The organism is Bradyrhizobium sp. UFLA01-814, assembly GCF_046718885.1.
GTDB classification, from domain to species: domain Bacteria; phylum Pseudomonadota; class Alphaproteobacteria; order Rhizobiales; family Xanthobacteraceae; genus Bradyrhizobium; species Bradyrhizobium elkanii.
In genome coordinates this window covers 46,724-67,545 of the sequence record NZ_JAQOSR010000019.1, presented here as the reverse complement: position 1 = coordinate 67,545, position 20,822 = coordinate 46,724, and the positions used below count along the sequence as shown (strand labels likewise).

At 65.1% G+C, this 20,822-nt stretch carries 18 protein-coding genes; 7 read left to right on the top strand and 11 right to left on the bottom strand.

The features are described from left to right. The 3 genes from PMN64_RS08735 to PMN64_RS08725 all read left to right on the top strand — a co-directional run. Positions 1-1,152 (top strand): ABC transporter substrate-binding protein (locus PMN64_RS08735; protein ID WP_411780403.1); only part of this gene is annotated, 1,152 nt, incomplete at its 5' end. 31 nt (positions 1,153-1,183) lie between these two features. Next, the gene (locus PMN64_RS08730) at positions 1,184-2,125 is read left to right on the top strand and encodes an ABC transporter permease (protein ID WP_411780402.1); all 942 of its coding nucleotides are present in this window, start codon (positions 1,184-1,186) and stop codon (positions 2,123-2,125) included. 4 nt (positions 2,126-2,129) lie between these two features. Beyond that, the gene (locus PMN64_RS08725) at positions 2,130-3,020 is read left to right on the top strand and encodes an ABC transporter permease (protein WP_411780401.1); all 891 of its coding nucleotides are present in this window, start codon (positions 2,130-2,132) and stop codon (positions 3,018-3,020) included. A gap of 257 nt (positions 3,021-3,277) precedes the next feature. On the opposite strand, the gene PMN64_RS08720 is transcribed toward PMN64_RS08725, so the two are convergent. The 6 genes from PMN64_RS08720 to PMN64_RS08695 form a co-directional block, all read right to left on the bottom strand. Beyond that, a complete protein-coding gene (locus PMN64_RS08720) occupies positions 3,278-4,021 on the bottom strand; it encodes a hypothetical protein (RefSeq protein ID WP_411780400.1) in 744 nt (247 codons plus the stop codon). A 131-nt stretch (positions 4,022-4,152) separates the two neighbouring features. Continuing rightward, positions 4,153-7,254: a multidrug efflux RND transporter permease subunit gene (locus tag PMN64_RS08715; protein ID WP_304499257.1), complete on the bottom strand. Its 3,102-nt coding sequence runs from the start codon at positions 7,252-7,254 to the stop codon at positions 4,153-4,155. A gap of 81 nt (positions 7,255-7,335) precedes the next feature. Next, entirely contained in the window at positions 7,336-8,529 is a 1,194-nt protein-coding gene (locus PMN64_RS08710) for an efflux RND transporter periplasmic adaptor subunit (protein WP_016842923.1), read from the bottom strand. A gap of 1 nt (position 8,530) precedes the next feature. Then, on the bottom strand, positions 8,531-9,232 hold the full coding sequence (locus PMN64_RS08705) for a TetR/AcrR family transcriptional regulator (protein ID WP_411780399.1): 702 nt from the start codon (positions 9,230-9,232) through the stop codon (positions 8,531-8,533). 64 nt (positions 9,233-9,296) lie between these two features. Then, positions 9,297-9,887, bottom strand: a complete 591-nt coding sequence (locus PMN64_RS08700; RefSeq protein WP_411780398.1) for a thiamine pyrophosphate-dependent enzyme — start codon at positions 9,885-9,887, stop codon at positions 9,297-9,299. After that, the gene (locus PMN64_RS08695) at positions 9,884-10,417 is read right to left on the bottom strand and encodes a phosphonopyruvate decarboxylase (RefSeq protein WP_411780397.1); all 534 of its coding nucleotides are present in this window, start codon (positions 10,415-10,417) and stop codon (positions 9,884-9,886) included. The genes PMN64_RS08700 and PMN64_RS08695 overlap by 4 nt, the downstream gene beginning before the upstream one ends. A gap of 204 nt (positions 10,418-10,621) precedes the next feature. Here PMN64_RS08695 and PMN64_RS08690 point away from each other — a divergent pair, with 204 nt between their 5' ends. Further along, entirely contained in the window at positions 10,622-11,845 is a 1,224-nt protein-coding gene (locus PMN64_RS08690; RefSeq protein ID WP_411780396.1) for a cytochrome P450, read from the top strand. Positions 11,846-11,970: 125 nt separating this feature from the next. Then, on the top strand, positions 11,971-13,185 hold the full coding sequence (rocD, locus tag PMN64_RS08685; RefSeq protein WP_411780408.1) for an ornithine--oxo-acid transaminase: 1,215 nt from the start codon (positions 11,971-11,973) through the stop codon (positions 13,183-13,185). A gap of 522 nt (positions 13,186-13,707) precedes the next feature. Here the strand turns inward: rocD and PMN64_RS08680 are convergent. Then, the gene (locus PMN64_RS08680) at positions 13,708-14,202 is read right to left on the bottom strand and encodes a hypothetical protein (protein ID WP_411780395.1); all 495 of its coding nucleotides are present in this window, start codon (positions 14,200-14,202) and stop codon (positions 13,708-13,710) included. Positions 14,203-14,214: 12 nt separating this feature from the next. On the opposite strand from PMN64_RS08680, the gene PMN64_RS08675 reads away from it, so the two are divergent. Together PMN64_RS08675 and PMN64_RS08670 are read left to right on the top strand one after the other, a co-directional pair. Next, positions 14,215-15,141, top strand: coding sequence for a Spy/CpxP family protein refolding chaperone (locus PMN64_RS08675; RefSeq protein WP_411780394.1), 927 nt, complete (start codon positions 14,215-14,217; stop codon positions 15,139-15,141). A gap of 192 nt (positions 15,142-15,333) precedes the next feature. After that, on the top strand, positions 15,334-15,963 hold the full coding sequence (locus tag PMN64_RS08670; protein ID WP_411780407.1) for an ion channel: 630 nt from the start codon (positions 15,334-15,336) through the stop codon (positions 15,961-15,963). Between the two features lie 211 nt (positions 15,964-16,174). Here the strand turns inward: PMN64_RS08670 and PMN64_RS08665 are convergent, their stop codons facing one another. From PMN64_RS08665 to PMN64_RS08650, 4 genes are read right to left on the bottom strand one after another with little or no spacing between them, the layout of a single operon-like run. Next, positions 16,175-17,038, bottom strand: a complete 864-nt coding sequence (locus PMN64_RS08665) for a sugar phosphate isomerase/epimerase family protein (RefSeq protein WP_411780393.1) — start codon at positions 17,036-17,038, stop codon at positions 16,175-16,177. Next, a complete protein-coding gene (locus tag PMN64_RS08660; protein ID WP_411780392.1) occupies positions 17,038-18,246 on the bottom strand; it encodes a dihydrodipicolinate synthase family protein in 1,209 nt (402 codons plus the stop codon). Before PMN64_RS08660 ends, PMN64_RS08665 begins: the two co-directional genes overlap by 1 nt. Positions 18,247-18,260: 14 nt before the next feature. Beyond that, entirely contained in the window at positions 18,261-19,412 is a 1,152-nt protein-coding gene (locus tag PMN64_RS08655) for a Gfo/Idh/MocA family protein (RefSeq protein ID WP_018270484.1), read from the bottom strand. Next, a complete protein-coding gene (locus PMN64_RS08650; protein WP_411780391.1) occupies positions 19,409-20,815 on the bottom strand; it encodes a hypothetical protein in 1,407 nt (468 codons plus the stop codon). Before PMN64_RS08650 ends, PMN64_RS08655 begins: the two co-directional genes overlap by 4 nt. Between the last annotated feature and the right edge of the window lie 7 nt (positions 20,816-20,822).

Below are 20,822 nucleotides of genomic sequence, written 5' to 3'. Positions count from 1 at the left end.
CCATGGTCGTCGGCAGCGTCAGATGTGTATAAGAGACAGGTTGATCCCCTGACCATCAAGCTGGTGCTCAAGACGCCCTACTCGCCGCTGATCGCTCAATTAACCGACCGCGCCGGCATGATGGTTTCGCCGAAGGCGGTGAAGGAAGCGGGCGACAAATTCGGGCTGCATCCAGTCTGCGCCGGACCCTACAAGTTCGTCGAACGCGTGCAGCAGGACCGCATGGTGTTCGAGAAATTCGGGGATTACTGGAACAAGGACAACGTCTTCATCGATCGCATCGTGTTCCTTCCTATCGTCGATGCCACGGTGCGGCTCGCCAATCTGAAATCCGGCGGGCTCGACCTGATCGAGCGCGTGCTCGCCACCGATATCAAGGACGTCCGAGCTGACAAGCGGCTCGTGCTGTCGACCGCGCCTGAACTCGGCTATCTCGGCCTCACCATCAACGTCGGCAACGACAAGAGCAAGGGGCCGCTCAGCCAGTCGGAAAAGGTGCGCCAGGCGCTCGATCTGTCGATTGACCGCGAGGCGCTCAACCAGGTCGTCTTCAACGGCGAGTTCACGCCGGGCAATCAGTGGGTCAGCCCGACGCATCCTTACTATCAGAAGGCGTTTCCGGTTCGGGGACGCGACATTGCCAAGGCCAAGGCGCTGCTGAAGGAGGCCGGGGTCACGCTGCCCGTCGCCATCGACTACATGGTCCCCAAAGGCGCCGAGAACGAAGCCGTGGCCCAGGTTGTGCAGTCGATGGCGGCCGAAGCAGGCTTTGACATCAAGATCCGCGTGGTCGAATTTGCGACGACTTTCAAGCAGGCCCAGGCCGGCGAATTTCAGGTGTTTCAGATCAACTGGAGCGGCCGGATCGATCCTGACGGCAATTCCTATGTCTTCCTGCACACCAAGGCGCCGCAGAACGATGGCGGCTATTCCAACGCGGAAGCCGACAAGCTGATGGAAGATGCGCGGCTGATCAACGATCCCGCCCAGCGCAAGGCGATCTACGAGAAGATGACCAGGATCGTGCTCAATGACGAGCCGATCATCTACATCTATCACCGCACACTCCTGATCGCGCACTCCACCAAGGTCGAGGGTTACCGGCAGATGCCGGACGGATTGGTGCGCGTGGTCGGGCTGAAATTGAAATGATCGCCACAGCGCAGGACACGCGGGGCCGACAATGCTGAACTTCCTCGCCAAGCGGCTGGTTCAGCTGGTCCCGACGCTGTTCTTCGTCTCGCTCCTGATCTTCTCGCTGCAACATTTGCTGCCCGGCGATCCGGCACTCGTCATGGCCGGCGAGGAGCGCGATCCGGCCGTCATCGAACAGATCCGCCAGCAATATCACCTGGATCAACCGATTCCGGTGCAATATGCCTATTGGGTCAAGGGCGTGCTCATGGGCGACCTCGGCGAGTCCCTGCGCAACAAGATGCCGGTGTCGAGCCTGATCGCGCAGAAGCTGCCGGTCACGATGCAAATCGCCGGCATGGCGATCGTGGTCGCCTTCCTGATCGGCATTCCCGCCGGCATCATCTCGGCGGTGAAGATCGGCACGGCGTGGGACTATGGCGCCAATTTGTTCGCGCTGTGGGGTATCTCGACGCCAAATTTCTGGCTCGGCATCATGCTGATCTTCCTGTTCTCCGTCGAACTCGGCTGGCTGCCGGCCTCCGGCTACGTGCCGCTCGGCGAAAACTGGCGCGCGAGCCTCGCCGCATCCGTCATGCCGGCCTTCGTGCTCGGCAATGCGATCGCGGCGATCCTGATGCGGCATACGCGAAGCGCGATGCTGCAGGTGCTGGAGAGCGACTATGTCCGCACCGCGCGGGCGAAGGGCCTGTCCGAGCGCACGGTGATCCTCAAGCATGCGATGCGCAACGCGCTGACCCCGATCATCACGCTCGGCGCGCTCGAGCTCGGCACGCTGCTGTCGGGTGCGGTGCTCACCGAGCAGATCTTCTCGATCCCGGGCTTCGGCAAGCTGATCGTCGATGCCGTGTTCAACCGCGACTATGCCGTCGTGCAGGGCGTGGTGCTGACAACGGCGACGATCTACATCACGCTCAATCTGATCGCCGACATCGCCTACATCCTCGTCAACCCGCGGCTGAGGGGCTGATCGGATGACCGACGCTGCACTCAGCCCCCTCGCTCCGCTTGCCGCCGCCGAAACGCTCGAGAGCCCGGCACGGCGCGCCTGGCGGCGGCTGATCCGGCGCAAGGGTGCCGTGCTCGGGCTCACCGTGATCGCGCTCTTCATCCTGCTCGCCGTGTTCGCGCCGCTGATCGTGCCCTATGATCCGGTCGCGACGAGCTGGTCGCTGGTGCGCAAGGCGCCGTCGGCGCAGCACTGGTTCGGCACCGACGAACTCGGCCGCGACGTGTTCGCCCGCGTCGTGTTCGGCGCCCGCGCCTCGCTGCTTGCCGGCGTCATCTCGGTCGGCATCGCGCTTGCGATCGGCGTGCCGCTCGGCCTCCTCGCCGGCTATCGCGGCGGCTTCATCGACGCGCTGATCAGCCGCATCACCGATGCCATGCTGGCCTGCCCGTTCCTGATCCTGGCGATCGCGCTCGCCGCGTTCCTCGGCCCTAGTCTTAGCAATGCCATGATCGCGATCGGCGTCTCGGCGACCCCGATCTTCATCCGCCTGACCCGCGGCCAGGTGATGAGCGTCAAGGTCGAGGATTATGTCGAGGCGGCGCGCGCCATGGGCAATCCGCGCTGGCGCATCGCGCTGGTCCACATCCTGCCCAACATCCTGCCGGCGCTGCTGGTGCAGGCGACGCTGTCGATCGCGGCCGCGATCATCGCCGAGGCCGCGCTGTCATTCCTCGGCCTCGGCCAGCAGCCGCCGGCGCCGTCCTGGGGCAGCATGCTCAACGCCGCGCAACGCTTCCTGACCAGCGCGCCCTGGATGGCGGTCTGGCCGGGGCTTGCGATCTTCCTGGTCGTGCTGTCGTTCAATTTGGTCGGCGACGGCCTGCGCGACGCGCTCGATCCGAAGGCGCGGTGACCGGTCGGCCGTATCGAGCGCGCGCCATTCTTCCCCGTCACCCTGAGGAGCGCGGAACGCGCGTCTCGAAGGGTCGACGGCCCGGCTGGTGGCCGTGCATCCTTCGAGGCTCGCTTCGCTCGCACCTCAGGATGACGGGGAGAGTTGCGTGACACCAAGTTCTCGTCATTGCGAGCGAAGCGAAGCAATCCATCATCACCGAGCATGCGGAGCTATGGATTGCTTCGTCGCTTCGCTCCTCGCAATGACGACGGAAGCTAAATCACGACCTCGCGCAACACCCTCCTGCAATCCATCTCGTATTCGAGATCGACCACCGGCGGGCGGCAAAAGTGCCAGGTCAGGCCGGAGCGCGTGGCGCCGCGGCGGACCAGCTCGTCGACGAGCACCGGATGGATGTCGTGCACGGTGTAGGCCTGCACCGCCGTCGTCTCCTGCCAGCCGAAGCTGAACTCCGCCAGACGGCGTTCCATCTCGCCGGCGGTGAAGCGGACCTTCTCCCGCCACGCGCCGGGACTGAGATCGCGATAGCAAACGATGCGGTCGGGATAGCTGGCGGTGCCGCCGCGTGCCTCGGCGCCACCGGCGATCACGAAGGACGGCGACGTCGTCGTGCTCGGCCGCGTGAACGAGAACGCATGGAACGATGGCTCGCCCGGCGGATCGATCTCGGGACAGACATTGCTGCGCGCCACCGGATTGATGGTGCCGTCGAACAGGCCCCATTCGGCGAGCGTCTTGACGTAGTGCTGGTTGAAGGCCCGGAAGCCGTCCTCGGTGAAGGCGGCCGGCGAGCGCAATTCGCAGGCGCAGAACGCGGTCAGCGGCCGGCCGGCGTCGCGGATGTAGGCCGCGATCCGCGCAAAGCCTTCCGCGAGCGGCAGCAGGCGATCGAAGCGCACCCGCTCGATCTCATAACCGGCGTTCGCCTGCGCGCCGCTTGAATATTGGAACACGGCCGGAATGAACCGGTAGTTGCCCGCCGCAAACTCGCTCGCCATGCCTGTTTCCTCCGGATTCCTTAAGACGAGTACTTTCTGCCCGCCGTCGGCAAAGCCTATCATGAGACAAAGAAAAGGCGGCAGTGGCTTTCGCCAGTGCCGCCTTCTCTGCGAGCATGAGCTTGGAGGGCTCAGGTCGGTTTCAGCGCGCCGCCACGCTGGTCGAGCTCGTAATCGGCGATCTGCTTGGCGCGATCGGAATGGGCCGCGGCCTGGTGGTCGGTCGCGATCACCGTGTAGACCATCGGCAGCACGAACAGGGTGAACAGGGTGCCGATCGTCATGCCGGCCACGACCACAAGCCCGATCGAGAAGCGGCTGGCAGCGCCCGCGCCCGAGGCCGTGAGCAGCGGCAGCAGGCCGGTGACCATGGCCGCCGTCGTCATCAGGATCGGACGCAGGCGGATCCGGGCGGCCATCTCGATCGCCGCGCGGCGGTCCAGTCCCTCGTTGAGCTGCAACTCGTTGGCGAACTCCACCATCAGGATGCCGTGCTTGGTGATCAGTCCGACCAGCGTCAGCAGGCCCACCTGGGTGTAGATGTTCATGGTGGCGACACCGAAGAACAGCGGGATCAAGGCGCCGACGATCGCCATCGGCACCGAGATCATGATCACGAACGGATCGCGCAGGCTCTCGAACTGCGCCGCCAGCACCAGGAAGATGATGATGATGGCGAACGCGAAGGTGACCAGCAGCTGATTGCCTTCGTGGACGTATTGCCGGGAGTCGGCCAGGAAGTCGTAGCTGAAGCCGGACGGCAGCTTCTTGGCTTCACCCTGCAGGAAGTCCACGGCCTGGCCCATCGAGACGCCGGGCATCGGCACGGCCTGGAAGGTCGACGAGTTGAGCTGGTTGTAGTGGGTCAGCGCATTGGGATCGACGCCGGTCTCGACCGAAACCACGGTCGACAGCCGCACCAGCTGCCCGGTCGCGGTGGGAACGTAGTAATCGTTGAATGCCTCGGGCGCGAGCCGGCTGGCGCGCGGCACCTGCGGGATCACCTGGTAGGAGCGTCCTTCCAGATTGAAGCGGTTGACATAGTTGCCGCCGAGCAGCGTCGCCAGGGCGCCGCCAATCGACTGCATGGTGATGCCGAGGTCGCTCGCCTTGGAGCGATCGACCTTCACCCGGACCACCGGCTGGTTGAAGTCGAGATCGCTGTCGGTGACGATGAACAGGCCGCTCTTGCGCGCCGCATCCTTCAGCTTGCTCATCTGGTCGAACACCTGCTGGAATCCGGCCGTCGAAGAGATCACCATCTGCACCGGCAGACCGCCGGGGCCGCCGGGCAGCGGCGGCAGGCTGAATGCGAACGCGCTGATGCCCTCGATCTTGGACAGCTCGGCCTGAACCAGCGGCTGCAGCGCCTGCGCGCTGCGCTTGCGCTCATCCCACGGCTTGAGCAGCATGCCGGCGAAGCCGCCCTGCGGACCGGTGATGCCGTTCAGGATGAACCGCAGGTCGGTCTCGGGAAACTTCTGGAACTCCTTGTCCATCTTGTCGCCGTAGAAATCGATGTAGTCGATGTTGGCGTATTTCGGCGCCTTGGTCACCGCGAACACGATGCCCTGATCCTCCTGCGGCGCCAGCTCCTTCTGGATGTGCATGTAGAGGAAGCCGACCAGACCGAGGATGGTCACTGCGAACAGCGCCGTGATCGGGCGGTAGTCGAGCGAACGGTCGAGCTGACGGCCATAGGCGCGCGTCAACGCGCCGAACACGCGATTGACCAGCCTGGCGAAACGCCCCTCCTCCGCGCTCTTGAGGAACACCGAGCACATCATCGGCGACAACGTCAGCGCGATCACGCCCGACACGATCACCGAGCCGGCCAGCGTGAAGGCGAATTCGCGGAACAGCGTGCCGGTCACGCCGCCGAGGAAGCCGATCGGCGCGTACACCGCCGCCAGCGTGATCGTCATCGAGACGACGGGACCGACGATCTCGCGGGCACCCTTTAGCGATGCCTGCACCGGTGGCAGGCCCTCCTCGAGATGTCGATGGATGTTCTCCACGACAACGATCGCGTCGTCGACCACGAGGCCGATCGCCAGCACCATCGCCAGCAGCGTCAGCAGGTTGAAGCTGAAGCCGGCGGCCAGCATCAGGATGCAGACGCCGATCAGCGACAGCGGGATGGTGACGACGGGAATGATCACCGACCGCAGCGAGGCCAGGAACAGGAAGATGACGACGACGACGATCAGGACCGCTTCGGTGAGCGTCTTCTCGACCTCATCGATCGACGATTGAATGAACTTGGTGGAATCGTAGGCCACCTTCATCTTCATCGATGGCGGCAGGTTGCGCTCGAGGTCGGGGAACAGCGCGCGCACGCCCTTCACCAGGGTCAGCGGGTTGCCCTGCGGCGTCGCCTTGATGCCGATGAAGATCGCATGCTCGCCGTTGAAGGCGACGCTGGCGTCCGTGCTTTGCGCCGCGAGCTCCACCGTCGCGATGTCCTCGATGCGCACGAAGCCGCCGTCCTTCGCCTTCACGATCATCCGCTTGAACTGATCGATGTTCTGAAGGTCGGTATTGGCCGAGACGTTGGAGACGATGAAGAAGCCCTTGGTCTGGCCGGCGGCGGCCTGGAAGTTGTTGGCGGCGATCGCGGCGGCGACGTCGTTGGGCGACACGCCGCGGCCGGCCATGCGGGTCGGATCGAGCCAGACGCGCATCGCAAAGGTCTGGCCGCCGAGGATGTCGGCCGACGCGACGCCATCGACCGTCGAAAGCACCGGCTGCACGACGCGGGTCAGGTAGTCGGAGATCGACGATCCGGTCAGCTCTTCGCTCGAGAAGCCGAGATACATCACGGCGATGGTGTCACCGGTCGCCTTGGTCACGACCGGATCGAAGGCTTCCTTCGGGATCAGGTATTTGACCGAGTTGACCTTGGCGAGCACCTCGGTCAGCGCCTGGTTCGGATCGTGATTGAGCTTGACGTAGACCTGAATCGTCGAGGTGCCGAGCACCGAGTTCGACGTCATGTAGTCGACGCCTTCGGCCGAAGCGACGGCCTGCTCGATCGGCGTGGTGATGAAGCCGTTGATCAGCTCGGGTGACGCACCGGGGTATGACGTGGTGATCGTCACGACGGTGTTCGAAAGATTCGGATATTGCCGGATTGGCAAAACCATCGCCGCGCGCAGGCCGATCAGCAGGATCAGCAGGCTGACGACGACCGACAGCACCGGGCGCTTGATGAAAATATCAGTGAAGGCCATCGCCAACTCGATTCGTGTTCTGCCGGCTTGCGGCAAGATGTGGCGGAGGGCCAATGGCCCTCCGAGTTCGATGAATGAAGATCAGTAGCGCGGCGGTTCGGCCGGAACCGGCGGCGGCGGATCGGTCGAGATCGCAACCGCCATGCCCGACTGCAGCTTGATCTGGCCGACGGCGACGACCTTGTCCCCCGCCTTCAGGCCCTTGAGGATCTCGACCCGGCCCTCGACGCGGTTGCCCGTCTTCACGAAGGTGCGGTCCGCGGTCAGGGTGGTCTTGCCGTCGTCGCCCTTCTTCTCGGTGATCAGGAACACCGAGTCGCCGTACAGCGTGTAGTCGACGGCGGTTTCGGGAATCGTCACAACCGGCGGCTTCCCGGGCAGCACGATCGTGGTGGTCGCGAACATGCCGGGCTTGAGGATGCTGTCCGGATTCTGGATCGTGGCCTGAACCCGGATGTTGCGGGTGTCGGTCGCGATCTGCGGCTCGATGGTCGTGATCTTGCCCTCGAAGGTGCGGCCCGGATAGGCGTCGACCGAGACGCGTACGGCCTGGCCGACCTTGATCTGCGAGCTCTGCTTCTCGGTCACGGTCAGGTTGGCGTACAGCACCGACAGATCGGTCAGCGACACGATCTGCGTGCCGGCCGTCAGGTACTGGCCGACTTCGACCTGGCGCACGCCGAGATCGCCTTCGAACGGTGCGCGCACCAGCTTCTGCGAGATCAGCGCTTCGGTCTTGGCAATGCCCGCCTTGGCCTGGTCGTAAGCCGCCTGCGCGGTGTCGACGGTCGATTGCGGACCGAACTGGCGCGACGCGAGCTGCTTGGCGCGGTCGAGCTGCAGCTCGCCCACGGTCGCCTGCGCCTTGTAGTTGGCGAGGTCGCCCTGCTCCGGTGCGTCGAACAACTGCACCAGCGGCGTGCCGGCCTTTACGTGGCTGCCGGCGGTGAACAGGATCTCGGTGATGCGGCCCGGCACGTCGGTCGTGACGTTGACCTGGTGCACGGCGACGAGATCGCCGACGGCGGTCAGCAGGTTCGGAATCACTTCCGTCTTCGCCTCGACGGCCGACACGTTCGCCGGCGGCGGCTTATTGTTGGCAAAGAACTGCGCGATCATGTGGCTGCGGAAGGCATTGAAGCCGACCAGCGCACCGACGAGCAGGGCCAGCAACAGGCCTACGATGATGAACCAGCGCACCATGCGGACGGGACGCTTGGCTTGCTTCTCCTTGATCGGTTGCCCCGAGATGTGGCTTTCGGTCTGAATATTCATGTCATGCACTTTCTGCAGTTACCGACGGTCCTGCGATCGGCGACGGCTGGCGGCCCAAATGAGTTGAAATTGCGGCTTCGGTAAGTCCGATGCCGCGAAGGATGAATTGGCAAAGCTGGCGCTCGGCCGCGGCGGCATCGCCGTAGGGGAGACACGGTGTCGCAGGCAGCTGGGTCAGCGCACCCATCAGCACGGTATGGTGCGCAAACCAGAACAGGTTGAGCGGCTCGTCGCCGATCTTCGTGGCCTCGCCGGCGGCGATCGCCCGCTCGAGCGAGGCGGCGAAGGTCGGGCCGATCAGCTTGCCGATCTTGTCGTAGAGCAGGCGCGCGAACTCGCCGTCGTCGAGATGGCTCGTCACCATCAGCCGCATCCGCTGCGCCTCTTCCTGGTCCGGCGCATCACGCAGCTGCATGAAGTGACCGACCATGCCTTGCACCAGCTCGACCAGCGTCGCGGTCGAAGGCTCCTGGCCGAGCAGATGCGCGAGATCGGGATCCGCCTCGCACTCCTCGGCAAGGATCTCGGCATAGAGCGCCGCCTTGGACGGGAAATGCTTGAACAGCAGCCCTTCCGAAATGGCAGCCGCGGCCGCCACGCTCTTTGTCGTGGTGCCGGCAAAGCCGTTGCGGGCGAAACACCGCTTTGCGGCGCTCAGGATCAACTGACGCCGCAAGTCACTCGTCATGCGTAAGGTAGACATTTGGGTCGTGAGTAATCACTCACTTTACCAAAAGTCAAGGTTCTATTGCACCGCGAAAGCCACTTTAAATAGGAGTGTGGCCGATCGACCCTCGGATGCGGTTCACGAGGTAGGTGCCGTCGCGGCTGGACAGCACGCGCTCCAGATTGGCCCCGTCGATCTTGGCGCTGGCGAACCGCGGCCCCGACGTAACGTCTTGCAAAGACGAGGCAAAAGCCTCGACCTCAGCCATTGTGCTGATCGCCCGGCTATCCCCGATTCCGCAGGCTTTGGCAACACCCACGAGGTCGGCGGTTCCGCCGGTGTGGCTGGCCTGGCCGCCGGTCTCGCCATAGGCCTCGTTGTCGAGCACGATGATCGACAGATTTTTGGGCTGCTGCAGGCCGACGGTGGCGAGGCTCCCCATCCCCATCAGCATCTCGCCGTCGCCGGTGATCACGACGACCGGCAGCGTCGGCTGGGCCAGCGCAAGGCCGAGGCCGATCATCACGGCGCCGCCCATGCCGCCCCAGAGATAGAAGTTGCGGTCGTGGTCGCCGGCGGCGGCGATGTCATAGGTCGAGGCGCCGAGGCCGCCGACGGCAAAGGCGCCCTTGCGATCCCTGAGCAGTTCGGAAACGACGGCGCGACGGTCGAGGAGATTGGCTTTGCTCATTTGGTGAAGGCCTTTGCCCCGATCAGGCGCTGCGACAGCAGGACGGCGGTGGGCGTGCAGGCGTTGTAGGCCTGCGCCGCGCCGGCCTCGACGACTTCGCGGACCTCTTCGGGGTGCGAGGCGCGCAGCACCTTGATCCCGGACAGTTCGAGGATCCCTTGCGTGTTCGAGCCCATCGGCACCTGCCAGGGATTGAACTCGCCCCATTCGCCGCGCATCGTCACCAGCGTGAGGAACGGCAAGCGGAAGATCTGCACCAGCGACAGCATGTTGATGCAATTGCCGACCCCGCTCGACTGCATCAGCAGCACGCCGCGCTGGCCGCCGGCCCAGGCGCCCGCGAGCAGCGCCACGCCCTCCTCCTCGGTGGTCAGCGCGATGCCGCGCATCGAGGACGACCCCAGCACCCGCTCGATCAGCTCTGAATGGCCGGCGTCCGGCACGTAGGGCACCTGACGCACCTCGAAGCGCTGCAATATCGAGAAGATCTCCTCGGGCCAGGAGGCCGCAGTGTCGGCACGGGCATGCATTGGCGTTTCCGGTCTTGTTGTTTGGTCGCGACTGTAGAGGGGCGCGCGCGCTTCATCAAAGCGCAAAACCGCATATGGCTCTGCGATTTACTCGCACCACGCAACGTCCACCGCGCTGTTCCCGGCGCCTGGCAAATTGTGTTGCGCGGCAGCGGCCCGCGGCTTACGATAGTTGCAAATGAAACTAATTGGGTTGGATGCGCCATGAACGGACACGCGCGCGAGCTGGCTGACGGCTTCGACCTCGAGAAGCTGACACCGGAGTTCTACGCCGACCCCTACCCGACCTATCGCGCGTTGCGCGAGAACGCGCCGGTCAAGCGGCTGCCGAACGGCTGCTATTTTCTCACCCGCTACGACGACCTCATCGCCGCCTACAAGAACACCAAGGTATTCTCCTCCGACAAGAAGAAGGAGTTCTTGCCGAAATACGGCAACTCGCTGCTCTACGAGCATCACACGACCAGCCTCGTCTTCAACGATCCGCCGGCGCATACGCGCGTGCGGCGGCTGATCATGGGCGCATTGTCGCCGCGGGCGATCGCCGGCATAGAGCCTGACCTGATCGCGCTGGTCGACAGCCTGCTCGACCGGATCGAGACCCGCGACCGCTTCGAGCTGATCGGCGACTTCGCCTCGGCAATTCCGGTCGAGGTGATCGGCAATCTGCTCGACGTGCCGCACGACGAACGCGAGCCGCTGCGCGACTGGTCGCTGGCGATCCTGGGCGCGCTGGAGCCGGTGATCGGCAAGGACGCGTTCGACCGCGGCAACAATGCGGTGAAGGATTTTCTCGCCTATCTCGAAACGCTGGTTGAACGCCGCCGCAAGAAGCCTGGCAATCCCGAACGCGACGTGCTGACAAGGCTGATCCAGGGTGAGGATAATGGCGAGCGGCTGACCGCGAAGGAATTGCTGCACAATTGCATCTTCCTGCTCAACGCCGGCCATGAGACCACGACCAATCTGATCGGCAATGGGTTGGTGACGCTCACCCAAAATCCGGATCAGAAGCAACGGCTGATCGCGCAACCCGAGTTGATCAAGACCGCGGTCGAGGAGATGCTGCGCTACGAAAGCTCGAACCAGCTCGGCAACCGCATGATCGTGGAAGAGACCGAGCTTGGCGGCATCACGATGCCGGCCGGCACGCTGGTCACGCTGTGCATCGGCGCCGCCAACCGCGACCCGGCGCAATTCCCCAATCCTGAAGGCTTCGACGTCGCGCGCACGCCGAACCGGCACCTCGCCTTCGGCACCGGCGCGCATCAATGCGCCGGCATGGCGCTGGCGCGCCTCGAAGGCGCCATCGCGATCTCGCGGTTCCTTGCACGCTTCCCGAACTACGCGCTCGACGGCGAGCCGGTGCGCGGCGGGCGGGTGCGCTTCCGCGGCTTCCTCAGCGTGCCCTGCAGCATCAGCGCATAAGACGACACATTGTCGCCTGCGAATTCGGCCGGCGACACACTTCCCTGTGGAGGAACCGATGCCCAAATCAACTGCAGGCACGATTTGATGTAATCTCTCGTGCGCTGCAGCGGGAGTGACGCATGATGAATGCATCGGTCACTGATTTCCTCGCAACCGAAGCGCAGTTCGGCACCTACAATTACGAGCCGATCGGGGTCGTGCTGTCCCGCGGCGAAGGCGTCTGGGTCTGGGATACCGATGGCAACCGGTATCTCGATTGTCTCTCCGCCTATTCGGCGGTGAGCCAGGGCCACTGCCATCCGAAGATCCTCGCAGCAATGATCGAACAGGCGCATCGGCTGACGCTGACCTCGCGTGCCTTCCACAACGACCAGCTCGCTCCCTTCTACCGCGAGCTCGCGGAACTGACCGGCTCGCACAAGGTGCTGCCGATGAACAGCGGCGCCGAGGCGGTAGAGAGCGCGATCAAGTCGGTGCGCAAATGGGCCTATGAGGTCAAGGGCGTGCCGGACGGGCAGGCCGAGATCATCGTCTGCGCCAATAATTTCCACGGACGCACGCTCGGCATCGTCGGCTTCTCGACCGACCCCGGTTCGCGCGACCATTTCGGCCCGTTCGCGCCGGGCTTCAAGATCATCCCGTTCGGCGATGCCGCCGCGCTCGAGCAGGCGATCACGCCGAACACCGCGGCCTTCCTGGTCGAGCCGATCCAGGGCGAAGCCGGCGTCGTGATTCCTCCGCCAGGCTATTTCGTCCGCGTGCGCGAGCTGTGCACCGCGCACAATGTGATGCTTGTGCTCGACGAGATTCAGACCGGGCTCGGCCGCACCGGCAAGCTGCTCGCCGAGCAGCACGAGGGGATCGAAGCCGATGTGACGCTGCTCGGCAAGGCGCTGTCGGGCGGATTCTATCCGGTGTCGGCGGTGCTTTCCAACAACGCCGTGCTCGGCACCTTGCGGCCGGGCCAGCACGGCTCGACCTTCGGCGGCAATCCGTTGGCCTGCGCGGTGGCGCGGGCGGCGTTGCGCGTGCTGATCGACGAGGGAATGATCGAGAACGCTGCGCAACAGGGCGCGCGCTTTCTCGCCGGATTGCAGGACATCCGCGCCAACGTGATCCGCGAGGTGCGCGGGCGCGGGCTGATGCTGGCGATCGAGCTGCATCCGGAAGCCGGCGGTGCCCGCCGCTACTGTCTGGCGCTGCAGGCGCGCGGCATCCTCGCCAAGGACACCCACGAGCACACCATCCGGATCGCTCCGCCGTTGGTAATCACGGGCGATCAGGTCGACTGGGCGACGGAGCGGATCGCGGCGGCCCTCACGCAGGACGTCTCCTGACGGTTCCCCGCGCCGCAAGACCGTAACGCCGGCCGTAGCCACAACGAACGAATCCGACGTCAGTGCGTTAAAGCAATGCGGGCGACTGTTGAAAGGAGAGCTACGCTCATGCTTTCCCGTCGCGCTTTGTTTGTTGTCTTTTCGATTGGCAGCTCGATGCTCGTGGCGAACGGCGGCGCGTCCGCCCAGCCACACGGAAAGGGTCCACCGGCGGCAAGGCCGGCTGCACCGGCTGCAATGGCGCGTCCCGCCCCGATGGTACACGCCGCCCCTCCCGCGATGGCCAGGCCGCCCGCAATGGCGAGACCGCCTGCAATGGCGCGGCCACCCGCGATGGCACGACCGGCGGCACCCGCGTTCCACGCCCCGCAGCGACCGGCGATGGCGCCGCGCCCGGCACCGCATTTCGCCGCCCCGTCGGTACGCCAGGCCCCCCATATCGCCGCGCCGCGTGTCGCAACGCCACGCCCCGAATTCCGTCGAGGAGCGCCGCAGCGTCAGGCTCCGCATATCGCGGCGCCATCACGCCCGAGCCCACCGTCGCGCTTGAGCGAGCGGCCGTCGCCGACGGAGCGCGTTCAACAGCGCGCGCAACAGCATCAGCAGATGATCCAGCAACGCCAGCAGGCGGCGCAGCAGCGGCAGCGTGACACGCTCTCGCGCCAGACCACCGAGCGGCAAACCCGGATCGATCGCCTGCAGCAACGCGTGCAGCAATTGCAGTCGCAAAAGGTCCAAGGCGCACGCGCGCAACGCGTCCATGACCGCGCTCTGCAGGCGCAGAACCGCCTGTTGCAGCGCGAGCAGCGTGCGCAGCAAGCCGACGTTACCCGCCAGCAGAGATTGGCGCCGGCAGCGACGGTTGGAGCCGCGGTCGCGACCACGGCCGCGACGCAGGCGGCTCAGCGCGAGCGATTTGCCGCGCACTTCCGCGAGCAGGCAGGTGCGCAAGGCCAGGCCGCGCTTGCCGCGCGCGAGAGCGGCTGGGCGCCCCGGCATGCCTGGCGACGCGGCCATCGCGCGGCCTTCGTGGCGTGGCTTGGCCCGGTGTTCTGGCCCTACGCCTATTCGGACATCTTTGACTACACATTCTGGTCCTATGCCTACGAGCCCGGCTATTGGGCCTACGCCTATGACGACTTCGTCGACACCGTGTTCTGGGACACCAACACTCCCTACTCCGCCTATGCCAGCATCAACCCGGATGACTATCGGGGCGCCGCAGGCCGTAATCGGTCTCGTCCGCGCACCGACATGAGTCCGCAGGCGATCCAGCAGCTGTGCGGAGAACCGGACAAGGGCGTCACGGCCTGGCCGCTTGCCGACATCACGCGTGCGGTACGGCCCAGCGCCGAGCAGCGCACGCTGCTCGACGAGCTGAGGACGGCGGCGACCAGGGCTGCCAATGTCTTCAAGGACTCCTGCACGGACAGCTATGCCATGACGCCAACCGGCCGCTTGCGGTCGATGCAAAACCGCATCAGCGCGACGCTCGAGGCGATCAAGATCGTGCGGCCGGCGCTGGAGAATTTCTACAGCTCGCTCAGCGACGAGCAGCAGGCCCGCTTCAATGCGCTCGGTCCACATGTCGGCGAGCGTTCACCGCAGCAGCAGGGGGCGACCGCGCAAACCGGCAATTGCGGCGATTCGAAATCCGACCTGGCCCGGCTGCCGATCAACCGGATCGCGGCCTCGCTTCATCCGGCGGGCAAGCAAAAGGAAGCGCTCGACCGCCTGAGCGATGCGACCACAAAAGCCATCGCGGATTTGCAGGCGGCCTGTCCGAACGACGTGCCGCTGACGCCGGTCGGCCGGCTGGAGGCGATGCAGCACCGGCTCGAGGCCATGCAAAAGGCCGCGAAGCTGATCGAGCCTGCACTGGATGAGTTCTATACGATGCTGAGCAGCGAGCAGAAAGCCCGCTTCAACACGTTGCAACAGGTCGCGAGCCCCTGAGACGGCCGGCGGGCGATCTGGATCGCCGGGTGCGCCATAGGACGCCTGTCCCCCATCTTGCCTTTGCGGCCGGCGCGCAGCAATGTCTGTCACCGGCATCCCGATGCGATGCTGAATGACGGGGCGGGAATGACGCGCGGCTGGATGAGCACTGGCGAGCTACGCGAGCGCTGGGGCGATTCCTTGTTGACAGTGCTCACTGGCCTGCTCGTGGTCATGATTTTCGTGGTGGCGCCGTTGCAGGCGTTGGGCCTGTTCGAATTCCAGATTTTTGAACTGCTGCTCGCGCTGGTCCTGGTCGGCGGCGTCTTCCTGATGTCAGGCAGCGCGCTGGCGGTCGTCACGATGCTGGTCGCGCTCGTCATGATCGTCACGGGCGGAATCCTGAGGTTGCGCTCACCTTCGATTGTCGATCTCAACCTGTTTGCCGGGTCCTGGCTGCTCGTCGGCCTCACCATGGCCGTGACGGTGGCGCGCGCGACATTCGCGCCAGGCCGCGTCACCTATCACCGTGTGATCGGCGCGGTTCTGCTCTATCTCACGGTCGCCGTGATCTTCGCGGCGCTTTTCACCTTTGTCGGCACGCTGAGGCCCGACGCATTTCCCGGCATGAAGGTGGAAGACAGCCCGACGCTGGCGAGCCGCGTCCTCTATTTCAGCTTCGCCACGCTCACGACGACAGGTTATGGCGACGTCGCTCCGCTGCATCCGATCGCGCGGAGCCTGTGCAATCTCGAGGCGATCTTCGGCCAGCTCTATCCGGCAACGCTGCTGGCGCGGCTCGTCACGCTGGAGATCGAGCACCGCAACGAGGAGTCCTGATGAGGCGCGAAGCGGGGATGCGGCTGCTTGGCGCGGTCTTGGTTCACCTCTCCCCATTGGGGAGAGGTCGGATTGCGAAGCAATCCGGGTGAGGGCTCTTGCTCTCTCAATAGACCGCAACCCCTCACCCGATTTGCTGCGCAAATCGACCTCTCCCAAGGGAGAGGTGAACTCTCGACGCCGTTCCAGCTCAACCTAATCTCATCAGGTCCTAGACCACCGTCCGGTGCCGCTCGATGCAGGTTCGCAGCACCTCGTCCAGCGGACGGCCCCACCAGTCATTCGAGAAGATCTCGATCTCCGAATAGCCGTCAAAGCCCTGCGCCTCGACGGCGGCGCGCAGCGATCTGATGTCGATGACGCCATCGCCCATCATGCCGCGGTCGTTGAGGATGTCCCTGGTCGGCACCAGCCAGTCGCAGACGTGGAACGCGAGCAGGCGATGCCGGCCGGCGCGCGCGATCTGGCTCATCAGCTCCGGATCCCACCAGATGTGATAGACGTCGAGTGCGACGCCGATTGCGCCGGTTCTGTCGGGATCGAGTGCGTCGCAGATATCGAGCGCATGCTTTGTAGTGTTCACGCAGGCGCGGTCGGCGGCATAGGCCGGATGCAGCGGCTCGATCGCGAGCGGCAGCTTGGCTTGCTTCGCGTAATCCAGCATCTCGGCGATGCCGTCGTGCACCTGATGGCGCGCGGCCGCGATGTCCTTCGAAGCCGCGCTGCCCGGCCGGGAATATTGCGGCAGGCCGCCGACCACCAGCACGATGCAGGAGGCGCCGAGTGCCGCCGCCTCGTCGACCGCGCGGCGGTTATCGTCGCGCGCCTCGCTGCGATGCGCGCCATCTGCCGTGAACATGCCGCCGCGGCAATAGCCCGACAGATCGAGCCCGGCATCCTTGACCGCACGGACGGCGCGATCGAGGCCGACGGCTGCAACCTGGTCGCGCCAGGGATCGATGGCGCGGATGCCATGGCGCGCGCAGGCCTCGACGATGGCGAGGAGATCGCCCTGCTTGCGAACGGTCGCCGTGTTCAGCGACAGGCAGCGGTGATCGTTGGAAAAGTCGCGCATCAGGCTTCAATGCCGCGCGTGGCCAGGATCGTCGCCATCCGGCGCGTCGCGAGCTCCGGATTGGCGAGCAGACCGGCCTTGTCGGCGAGCCGGAACAATTCGGCAAGATGCAAGGTCGAGCGCGCGCTCTCCTGCCCGCCGACCATGGTGAAATGGTCCTGATGCCCGTTCAGATAGGCCATGAACACGATGCCGGTCTTGTAGAAGCGCGTCGGCGCCTTGAAGATGTGGCGCGACAGCGGCACCGTCGGTCCAAGCACATCGTGGAAGCCGGTCTCATCGCCCGCGGCCAGCCGCGACAGCGCATAGGACGCCGCCGGCGCGATGGCATCGAAAATGCCGAGCAGCGCGTGGGAAAACCCCTTGTCGTCGCCCGCGATCAGCTCCGCATAGTTGAAGTCGTCGCCGGTATACATCTTCACGCGCGGATCGAGTCGCCGCCGCATGTCGATCTCGCGCTGCTTATCGAGCAGCGAGACCTTGACGCCGTCGACCTTGGCCGCGTTGGCGTTGATGATCGCAACCGCCGTATCCATCGCCTTGTCGAGATCGGCCGTACCCCAGTAGCCTGATAGCGCCGGATCGAACATGTCGCCGAGCCAATGGATGATCACGGGCTCACGCACCTGCGACAGCACGCGGTCATAGACCCTGGCGTAATCCTCCGCGCTCTTGCCGAGCTTTGCCAAAGCGCGCGAGGCCATCAGGATGACGCGGCCGCCGGCCTTCTCCACTGCCGCGATCTGCTCTTCATAGGCACGGATCACATCGTCGATCGACCTTGCGTCCTCGACCGCGAGATGGTCGGTGCCGGCGCCGGAAAATACCAGCGCGTTACCCTTGCCCTTCGCCGCCTTCACCGAGCGCTGGATCAGTTCGAGCGAGGTCACCCAGTCCAGCCCCATGCCGCGCTGCGCGGTGTCCATGGCTTCGGCGACGCCGAGGCCGAGGTCCCAGACGTGCTCACGAAACGCGATCGTCTTGTCCCAGTCGATCGCGGCCGTCAGCCAGGGATCGACGTCGGCGCTGGGATCAGCGACCACATGGGCGGCCGAGAACGCGACGCGGTTCAGCGTGCCCTCGAGCTTCGCCGGAAAGGTCCGCGACGCCGCGAGGCGATAAGTCTCGAGGCCGCCGCCTGTGGTCGGCAGTTTCAGCGACAGCGATGACTTCGTCAGGGCAGGCTTGGGCAGGACTGGCTTGTTCATGGCAAGGTCCCTTCTCAGACTGATATCGGGGCGACGTCGATCCAGCGCCGCTCCTTCCAGCTCTTCAGCGCGCATTCGGCGAGCTGCACGCCCTTGGCGCCTTCGAGCAGGGTGTATTTGTAGGGCGCGTCCTCGCAGACATGGCGAATGAACATCTCCCACTGTTCCTTGAAGCCGTTGTCGTACACGACGTTCTCCGGCAGCTTCTGCCAGTCGGCATAGAAATCGTGCATCCGCTTCTCGTCCGGATTCCATACCGGCCGCGGTGTCGCCTGACGCGCCTGGATCACGCAGTCGGTGAGCCCCGCCACTGCCGAACCGTGGGTGCCGTCGACCTGGAAGGTGACGAGGTCGTCGCGGTAGACGCGCGTCACCCAGCTCATGTTGATGTGCGCAATGACGCCGCCCTTCAGGCGGAAAGTGGCGTAGGCGGAATCATCGGCGGTCGCCTGGTATTTCTTGCCCTTCTCGTCATAGCGCTCGGGGATATCAGTCGTGCCGAGGCAGGTCACGCTCTCGACCTCGCCGAACAGATTGTCGAGCACGTAGCGCCAGTGGCAGACCATGTCGAGGATGATGCCGCCGCCATCCTCCGCGCGGTAATTCCACGACGGCCGCTGCGCTTCCTGCCAGCCGCCTTCGAACACCCAATAGCCGAACTCGCCGCGCACCGAGAGCATGCGGCCGAAGAAACCGGAGTCGCGCAGGAAAGCGAGCTTCTTCAGGCCCGGCAGGAACAGCTTGTCCTGCACGGTGCCGTGCTTGAGGCCCTTGGCATTGGCGAGCTTCACGACCGCAACGGCCTCCTCGAGATTTGTCGCGATCGGCTTCTCGCAATAGACATGCTTGCCGGCATTGATCGCCTTGGTCAGCAGTGAGGGCCGCGCCTGCGTGGTCGCGGCGTCGAAGAACACGGTGTCGCCCTTGTCGGCGAGCGCACGATCGAGATCGGTGGTGTGGCGTTCGATGTTGTAGCGTTTTGCCAACGCGCCGACCTTCTCGGCATCGCGGCCGACCAGGATCGGATCGGGCATGACACGGTCGCCGTTCGCGAGCTGCACACCGCCCTGCTCGCGGATCGCGACGATCGAGCGGATCAGATGCTGGTTGAGCCCCATCCGGCCGGTGACGCCGTTCATGATCAGGCCGAGGCGCTTGGTCGTCATACTGTCTGCTCCTGCGAAACGCGTGGTGTTGGCCGCTGCAGCGGCTGGATGGTGGACCAGTCCGGATGGACCGAACTGGCAAAGCCCGGCGCGGCGGCGATCGATCCGGTCAGCAGATCGCCGTCATGGATCGCGAGGCGGACCTTGCCGCCCGCGCGCGCGTAGAGATCGGGATGCGCGGTGAGGAAGGCGTCGGCCTCGTCAGTCGGGGTGTCGGCAAAGCCGTCGACATAATGGTGCCCGTTGCGCTCGGCATGGGTGACGCCGATCAGCGCTCCGAGCGCGAGGTCCTGCTGCACGCCGAGCCCGGCCTGGCAGGTCAGGTCCTCGCCGCTGATGAAATACCCGCCGCTCTCAGCGCTCCACGCCGCCGCGCGGGTGGCGTTGATGATCGACTTGTAGATACCCTTGCACGATTTCGAGGAGATGCCGCGGTAGCCGAGCGCGCGCGCCTGCGGGAATGCATCATAGGAATCGTCGGCCTCGTCGATGATGAAGCCGTGCGCCGCCAGCTTCCCGAGCGGCGAGGCTCTTGTGATATCGCGCGGCATCGGCTGCTCGATATAGAGCAGGTTTGCCCTGATCGGCTGCAGCGCCGCGTCATGGTCGAGCCGGTCGACCAGCGCGTTCAGCGCGGCAAGGTCGGCATATTGCTCGTTGGCGTCGAGCGTGATCCTGGTTGCGTAAGGCAGCTTTGCGAGCTCGCTGCCGATCCGCGCCAGCCGCGCCGCGTCATGCGCGGGATCGCCGTTCAGCTTGAGCTTGAAATAGCGCGCACCGGCGTTCTCGTTGCGGTCGGCAACGCCGCCCTCGCCTTCAACCTTGTCGTCCATCCCGACCGTGTGCCTGACGGCGACACGCTCGAGCCGTTGGCGCGTCGACAGAAACCGCGCGATCGCGGCGTCGTCGAGATCCGGCGTCAGCCGCGCATCGATGCCGGCGATATTGCCGGCCATGCCGTCGAAGAAGTTCGCGCCGGCGGCACGCAGCAATGCATCCAGGATCGCCTTGTCGATCTCGGCCGGGCCGAAGCCGGCGGCGAGCGGCGGAATGTCTTCCGCGGCGCAGGCCGCGACCTGCGGACCGATACACGCGGCGTGCAAGCCGAACGCGGTGTCAAAGCCCCTGTTCGTCAGATAGAGCTCGCGCGCAACCGCAAGCGAGCGGCGAAGTCCGTCGAGCGACTGTGCTTCCGTCAGATGCGGCCGCTTGTCGAACCATTTCGGAGCCAGCATCTCGGCGCCGGCGCCGGTGGCGCGGCCCTTGCCCTCCACCTCGATCTCGACCCGCACGAACATCTGCGTCGACGCGGTGATCGTCACCGTGCCGAAGCGGAACGGCCGGGAAAATACCAGCGGCCGTTCGAAGAACGCGATATCGTTGACTTTGAGGCGAAGCGGCATTGAAGGC